This is a genomic window from Microbacterium sp. PF5, assembly GCF_004794315.1.
In the GTDB taxonomy this organism is placed as follows: domain Bacteria; phylum Actinomycetota; class Actinomycetes; order Actinomycetales; family Microbacteriaceae; genus Microbacterium; species Microbacterium sufflavum.
This window is the reverse complement of sequence record NZ_SSDQ01000082.1, coordinates 22,969-29,732: the sequence shown is the minus strand read 5'-3', so window position 1 is coordinate 29,732 and position 6,764 is coordinate 22,969. Positions and strand designations below refer to the sequence as shown.

Sequence of the window (6,764 nt, the reverse complement as noted above, 5' to 3'; positions counted from 1 at the left end):
GCCGTCGCCACCCAGTGCTTCGCCATGACCCCGCCCTTCGTCGTTGCCTCCATCATGCTCCCGCCGGGACGGTCAGGCGCTGAGACGACGCGTTCCGATTCACGGTCTACTCGTGAGAACTCGGCATGCCGCACGGATCGGTCGACACGGTCCCGTTCGCCCAGATCCACCCGTTGTCCGGCCAAGAATCCAGATCGGACGCGCCCTCGTTCTCGAAGTCTGCACCGAAGCTCCCTTCGACCAGCTCCCCCTCGGCGTCCCGCGCCTCGTAGTCCACCGTCACGCCGATCTCCGAAAGCTCCGCCCCGGCGTACTCGTGACGCTCCACGACCCACTCCTCGGGGAGCCCGTCAGGTGTTACTTCCGCCCCAGGAGCAACAGGGAGGCGCCCCCTCGCATCGATCACCAGCTCCGCGTCGTCGGCAGACACCGTCCCGTAGTACACACGCACGCGGACGATCTCGGCGCTGGGCGCACACCAGCTCAAGATCGGAGTTCCGCCACGCACCGCAAGCGAGAGTGGTTGGTCCTCTGGCACCCCGGGAAGAAACGCGCAGGCCGAAAGGACAAGCGAACTCGCGAGCACCACGGCCCCTACCGCCAGGGGTCGACAGAGGAATCGCTTCAGCATGAGTGGTTCTCCCTTCGCCCCGGCCGCGCGGACGCGGATCGTGACCTCGCCCTCGCGCGGCGCCGCGGGCTCGTACTCCTCGAACTCCCACGACTCCGGAGGCCCCGCCGCCGTCGCCACCCAGTGCTTCGCCATGACCCCGCCCTTCGTCGACGCCTCCGTAATGTCGTGCCCTCGCTCCGCCGTCACGGCGACTCCTTCGCGACGTCTCGGGCCAGGACGATGACGAGGAAGTCCACCGCGAAGAGGCCGGCGAGGAGAAGCAGCGTCAGACCCGGATAGGGCGGGAGCGGCCGCCAGAACAACAGAAGTGAATACAGAAGGGCCTGGATCACGGTGAAGATCGCGGAAACAGTCACGGCCGTTCTCGCCCCACTTCGCGAGCGAGCGATGAAGACCATCGGAATGCAGGTTGCAGAAGACAGCACGATGATCACCGCCAGTCCGAAACCGATGCGGTTCAGGATGTCCTCCGGAGAGGACAGCAACGGCCCGCCGCCGAACCACCCCAGCCACGTCACGAAGATCGACGCCATCTGGACCGCGGTCGTCCCTGCAATGGCGAGCAGAAACGGCATGGCACGTCTCATGCTCATTCCTCCTCTCCCCGCAGAACCGACTGATGGGCGGCGCTGGCGGACATCAAGCCTGACCTCCTGAACACGATCTTGCGGTCAGCGACCAAGAGCACGAAGAACCCGAGCGAGGCGATCACTCCCGCAGCTATCGGGAAACCGTTGGCCTGCGCGAGCAAGAACCAGGTGCACAGAGCCACCAGGAACCCCGAGATCACGGCGGCGAGAACTCTTCCCCACCATCGCGCACTCGTCCTGCGCGCAATGACTGCCGGTAGAGCTGCGATGAGAAGCACCACGAAGAACGCGACGCTCGATCTGAGCGCATCCTCTCCTGCTTCAGCCCCTCCTCGTTCACGAAGCAATGGCGCGAGAAAGACGAGCCGGTAGAGGAACCCCAGGAAGAGCGCTAGACCCGCGCAGACGAGCACCACCGCGACCGGGTACCGAAGACGCCGGACGCCACACTCGTCCTTCACTCTGCACCGTCCTCCCCCGATCACCGGCTCGAACCTCCCACGGTTCCCCGCTCCAGACTCAGAATCCGCGCATTCCGACATCAACGGTCTCCCTCTTTTCTCTGCACACCATGCACAAGCGTGACCGCCACGATGCTGAGCGCACCTCCGGCTATCGATGCCACAGCGACGAAGGCAAGGACGACCGGGAAGGACCAGACGAACACGAAGCTGAGGAGGGAAAAGATCGTTGGTCCCACGGCGACCGATACCGGCCACAGGTGGGAGCGAGCGCGTCGCGGAATCATCGCGAGAAGGCTCAACGCTGTCGGAAAGATGAGTCCGAAAACCGCGCTCACGATGATCGAGCTCAGAACGTGTCCCGCGTTCCCATCAGCATGGATGGAACCCCCGGTGAAGGGGAACGAGTACAGGCCGTACATCAACCCCAAGACCGCTCCCACGATCGTGTTCGACGTCCCGACCGCAACGGCGCATGCGCGCCATCGCACCGAGTAGCTGGTGCCCAACGTGGTCATCGGCCCCTTCGTCCTTGCCTCCCCCCATGCTCCCGAAGTCTTCATTCGCGAGCACTCGCCATGCCGCACGGATCCTCCGAAACGGTCCCGTCCGCTCCGATCCACGACCCGTCGGGCCATGATTCGAGCGTCGCCTCATCGAGATCGAACTCTGCGATGAAGTTGCCCGTCGAGGTCCGCCCCTCGTCGTCGGTCGTCCTGTACACGATGGTGATGGTGACTTCCGCGAGCTGGCCGCCGGTGTACTCGTTGATCTCGACATCCCAGCTCTTCGGTAAGGCCGCTGGAAGAATCTCGCTGCCACGACGGACCGTCTCCGTGCCGCGCCCATCGACGACGAGTTGGCCGTCTCCTACGGAACCTGCTCCGTAGTACATCCCCACCCGAACGATCTCCGCGTCGCCACCACACCAGGCGATGACCGGTTCCCCGTCGCGCGCGCTGAAAGACAGCGGCGGATACAGACCAGCGGGTTCCGGAAGGAAGGAGCAGGAGGCCAGCGCGAGAGTGGCCACGACCGTCACCGACACCGCCGTCCACAGACGTAAGGCGAGGTTTGCCATGAGCCCCCTCGTCGTCGCTTCATCGCGCTCCGCCGGTTCTGGAGGCTTCGGCACTCCCCCGCGCGCGAAAACGGCGAAAAGGCCGAGGTAGGGCTCGACGTCATGCCACGGACGCGCCGGCCCCTCGGCGGAGTCGCGAAGACGGACATCACCCTGACCTCTTGAACACCGTTTCGGGGTCGGGATTCGAGTCGCGGTCAACGCCCGGCGCGAAGTACCACAGCTCGACCGAGCCCTGTGCGTCCTCGAAAGCGAACAGGGCAGGCATCGCGTTGCAGGGCGGATTCAGGCTGAACGCGATAGCGCTGGCGCCGTATCCCGCGGACCATTGGCCGGTCAGGGAAGGGAACGATGGACCGGTGTCTGGCGCGGCGTCACACCACATCGATGCCGGCCAGTCCTCCGCGCTCACCCCTCCGCCCTCATGCAGCTCGAACTCCGCCGTTCCGGACGTCGCCGTCCACACGCCGATCAGGTCGTCCTCGGACACCTCCACATCGGGCACGGCCCCACCTGAGCATCCGGCACACGCGACGACGGCGAGCCCCAGTACCGCAGCCGCGTGAAGCGGCCTCACCGCACGAGCTGAGCGCCACGAACGGGGCAAACGAAGGTTGAGCGGGGAGGCCACAGCGGCACGCTAGGGGCAGTCAAGCTGGTGGGTCTACATCCCCGGAGTGGAAATACCCGGCTGTAAGGTATTGCCGCCTCGTGCAATGAAGGGGTCCGACCGGCCCGTCTTCGCGTCGAGAACACCGCCACTCACTCGGCGTCCACGCCGCAGGGCTCGTCGCTCACCTCCCCGGAGTGATACACGTACGTACCCTCCACAAGTGAATCGATCGCGACGTTCTTGAACGACATCTCCGCACGGTGGTCCGGCCCGGAAAGGATGACGTACACGGTGACAGGTCCGTCCAGACTCGACACCGGGTACTCGCGGCTGCTGGTCACAGAGAAGTCAGGGAAGGTGTCGGGAAGGATCGGCTCACCGGAGGGCACAGCGACGGCCCGCCACTCGTCGGCGGTCGCGGAGAAGAGCACCACCTCGTCCTCTGATCCCCACTCTTCGCGCACGGCCGTGGAGATGTAATCGATGGCCCACGCCTCATCGAGGCACTGCACCCACGCGAACCGGTCGTCGACGACTGTGAGGGCGACCGGCTCCAGGAAGACGGGTCGCGACGGCACGCATCCCGACAGGGCCGCGGCACCCATCAACCCCAGTGCGACCGCGGCGACCCGGATCACCGCCCTCTTCAGCATGACGAGTACCGTCCTTCGCGGGCGAGCCCGAGCGGGGGGGGAAGTCACAGCGGCACGCTAGGGGCAGTGAAGCCGGTGGGTCTACACCCCCGGAGCGGAAATACTCGGCCGTAAGGTATTGCCGGCTCGTGCAATGGACAGAGCCTCGACCCGCGGAGCACTCGCGATCGGCGACAGGCCGAGCTCGCTCTGCAGCTTCCGTCGCGCCCGGCTGAGGGTCGTCCAGACGGTTCCCTGGCTGCACCGCAGAAGCTCAGCGATCTCGCCGGCGGCCAACCGGTCCCAGTACGCGAGAATCACGATCCGACGCTCTCGCGGCGTCAGCACCGTGTCGATCGCTCGACGCACCGCGAGCGCGTCGAGCAGGTCGCCCTGCGGCGCCCGGTGCCCGGTGCGGACGGCGTCGATCGCTCTCGCATGGGCTCGCTCACTCCGGTCGCGATCCTTGAGCTTGTTGTCGCTTGCCCGCAGCAACCACACCAATCCGAGCGGACGCGCCGGATCGAGCTTGCGCCACGCGAGCAGAAACACGTCCCCGACCACCTCGGCCACCTCCGCGTCGTCATCGAGCGTGCACTCCACATGTCGTTGCACGGCGGCCCAGTGCTGGGCGTAGATCGCGGTGAACACGCGCTCGCGCTCGGCGGCACGCTCCTCCGCGCGACGACTCACGGGGCACCCCCGCCGGCACCGGACACCGGGCGCTCAACGCCCTCCTCCCCCGACACCAGCGCTCAGAGGTAGCAGCGGATGTTGTTCGCCGAGCCGTAGACGTTGGCGGAGCCGTTCGCGTACGCCGTCGCGAGCACGGTGCTGCCGTTGCGGGCCTGGGCGTAGCCCGAGGTGCGCGCGTTGGCGATCGACCGGGTCACGAAGGTCGAGGGGATCGCGATGCTGCCGCAGCTCCCCCAGCTGAGGATGCTGCCGGAGAGGTTGTACGCGGTGTACGCGCAGATGCGACCTGTGGAGCAGCTGCCCACGGACCGGGCGCTCAGCCCGGACGAGCCGGAAGCCGCCACGAACTCCATGTCGAGTTCCGGCCAGACGACGTGACCCGGCGCGACCAGCTCGCCGCCCGGAACCTCCTCGAGCAGCTGCGCCGCCTGCGGATCGACCGCATCCGGGTTCGCCGCCGCTGATGCCGCGGTGGGCACCCCGGTCAGCACCAGCACCAGGCCCACCAGGGCTGCCATCGTCGCGCGCGTACGCCTCATTCGATCATCTCCTCGTCGAGATCCCACATGCGGTAGTCCGTGATCGAGCCAGGGGCCACGATCCCGTCGTCCACGAGCACCGTGCGCTCCACGCCCACGATGCGCCCGCTGTCGAGCGACACCAGCACGTCGTCGCTGACGGCACCGTCCGCGGCGATCACCCGGATGCCGGCGACCGGACGACCGAGCCGGTCCGTCGTCGCGCCCAGCGCTTGCGCACCGCCCGAGTCCTCGATGAGCGCGAGCAGCTCGGCGTGCTGCGCGTTGGTCAGCGTCCACTGCCCGAAGACGGAGGTGACCGCCGTGACCACGTCGAACGCACTCGGCTCCTTCGGAAGCCCGAACGCCTCCAGCAGCGCCCGCACGTCGGCGGGCGTCTCTCCCGGCACCGCGACGACGGGCGTCACGAACTCGCCGGGTGCGTACGTGACGCGCGACGCCACCTCACCCGTGCTCACGACCTCGGCCTCCTGGTTGGCGACCGCGTCGCCCGGGTCGTAGGCGACACCGTTGATCGCGATCGCCTCTCCCGAGAGATCGTCGCTCCACTGGAACGTCGACAGCTGCGGCACGATCTCGGCCCGCCCGGCGTCGACGTCGACGGAGAACGACCACGATGCGGCGCGCACGGAGCGCTCAGGCGTCTCCGGCTCGTGGAACACGCCGAGGTCGGTGTCGGCCGTCGCCACGGTCTCGGCGAGTGAGGCGGATCCGTCGAACGCGAGCGGGGTGGGTGTGCCCGCAACGGCCGCGCCCTGCGGCAGCAGCACCCCGAACGCAAGAGCAGCCGACGCCGCGACGGCGGTGAGTCCCGCCGCCCACCCGACTCGGCGCGCCCGGCGACGCTGCGGCTCCCGCGAACTGCGCAGGATGCGGTCGCGCGTCGCGATCGCCCGTGCGTCCGGTTCCGCATCGCGCGGAGTCCGCGCCGGATCCGCAGCGGTGAGCGCTCGCTCGAGCAGGGCGTTGTCAGGCATCACGCGTATCCGTCCCCTCCAGGCCCAGCGCCGCGCGAAGCCGATCCTCCGCCAGACGCAACGTCTTCCGGACCCGTGACTCCGATGCGCGCACCAGCTCCGCGATCTCCCCCACCGTGAGTCCATCCCAATACGTGAGCATGATGATACGCCGTTGGGCCGGGCTGAGGGTACCCACCGCGTGCAGCACCTCACTGCGGCCGACGAGCCCCAGCGGCGCCGGGTCGCCGGACAGCCCGTTGTGCAGCGCATCGAGTGCCCTGAGCCGGGTCGCCCCCCGTCGACCACGGGTGCGCAGACGACGGTCGGCCTCGCGCAGCAGCCACACCCGACCGGGCGGACGACTCGGTCGCAGACGCGACCACGCGGCCAGGAACACCTCCGACACGATCTCGGTGACCTCGTCGTCGTCACCGACCACGCCCTCGATGTGGTGGCGCACCGTCGCCCAGTGCTCGTCGAACACTCGTGTGAAGACCTCGTGCCGCAGCGTGTTCGGGTCCTCGCTGCGGCCGCTCATGACCGCGGGGTCGGCGGTCTG

11 protein-coding genes are annotated in these 6,764 nt (G+C 67.8%); 1 reads left to right on the top strand and 10 read right to left on the bottom strand.

The genetic code is table 11. From position 1 onward, the window contains the following. Positions 1–106: 106 nt before the first annotated feature. From DW297_RS06495 to DW297_RS06485, 3 genes are read right to left on the bottom strand one after another with little or no spacing between them, the layout of a single operon-like run. Positions 107–766: a hypothetical protein gene (locus tag DW297_RS06495; RefSeq protein ID WP_136030583.1), complete on the bottom strand. Its 660-nt coding sequence runs from the start codon at positions 764–766 to the stop codon at positions 107–109. Between the two features lie 50 nt (positions 767–816). Then, positions 817–1,221, bottom strand: a complete 405-nt coding sequence (locus DW297_RS06490; protein WP_168442811.1) for a hypothetical protein — start codon at positions 1,219–1,221, stop codon at positions 817–819. Between the two features lie 2 nt (positions 1,222–1,223). After that, positions 1,224–1,685, bottom strand: a complete 462-nt coding sequence (locus DW297_RS06485) for a hypothetical protein (protein ID WP_136030579.1) — start codon at positions 1,683–1,685, stop codon at positions 1,224–1,226. Between the two features lie 120 nt (positions 1,686–1,805). Between DW297_RS06485 and DW297_RS06480 the strand changes: the two genes are divergently transcribed. Further along, positions 1,806–2,183 (top strand): hypothetical protein, encoded by a 378-nt coding sequence (locus tag DW297_RS06480; protein WP_136030576.1) that lies wholly within the window; start codon positions 1,806–1,808, stop codon positions 2,181–2,183. Positions 2,184–2,244: 61 nt separating this feature from the next. Here the strand turns inward: DW297_RS06480 and DW297_RS06475 are convergent, their stop codons facing one another. The 7 genes from DW297_RS06475 to DW297_RS06445 form a co-directional block, all read right to left on the bottom strand. Continuing rightward, complete coding sequence (locus DW297_RS06475; RefSeq protein WP_136030574.1) at positions 2,245–2,766, bottom strand: hypothetical protein; 522 nt, start codon at positions 2,764–2,766, stop codon at positions 2,245–2,247. Between the two features lie 148 nt (positions 2,767–2,914). Continuing rightward, complete coding sequence (locus tag DW297_RS06470; RefSeq protein ID WP_136030572.1) at positions 2,915–3,271, bottom strand: hypothetical protein; 357 nt, start codon at positions 3,269–3,271, stop codon at positions 2,915–2,917. A 257-nt stretch (positions 3,272–3,528) separates the two neighbouring features. Beyond that, on the bottom strand, positions 3,529–4,032 hold the full coding sequence (locus DW297_RS06465) for a hypothetical protein (protein WP_136030570.1): 504 nt from the start codon (positions 4,030–4,032) through the stop codon (positions 3,529–3,531). 81 nt (positions 4,033–4,113) lie between these two features. Next, on the bottom strand, positions 4,114–4,662 hold the full coding sequence (locus tag DW297_RS06460; protein WP_168442810.1) for an RNA polymerase sigma factor: 549 nt from the start codon (positions 4,660–4,662) through the stop codon (positions 4,114–4,116). A 104-nt stretch (positions 4,663–4,766) separates the two neighbouring features. Further along, on the bottom strand, positions 4,767–5,246 hold the full coding sequence (locus DW297_RS06455; protein WP_240744535.1) for a hypothetical protein: 480 nt from the start codon (positions 5,244–5,246) through the stop codon (positions 4,767–4,769). Then, the gene (locus tag DW297_RS06450) at positions 5,243–6,223 is read right to left on the bottom strand and encodes a hypothetical protein (protein ID WP_136030565.1); all 981 of its coding nucleotides are present in this window, start codon (positions 6,221–6,223) and stop codon (positions 5,243–5,245) included. The genes DW297_RS06455 and DW297_RS06450 overlap by 4 nt, the downstream gene beginning before the upstream one ends. Then, on the bottom strand, positions 6,216–6,743 hold the full coding sequence (locus DW297_RS06445) for an RNA polymerase sigma factor (RefSeq protein WP_136030563.1): 528 nt from the start codon (positions 6,741–6,743) through the stop codon (positions 6,216–6,218). Before DW297_RS06445 ends, DW297_RS06450 begins: the two co-directional genes overlap by 8 nt. Between the last annotated feature and the right edge of the window lie 21 nt (positions 6,744–6,764).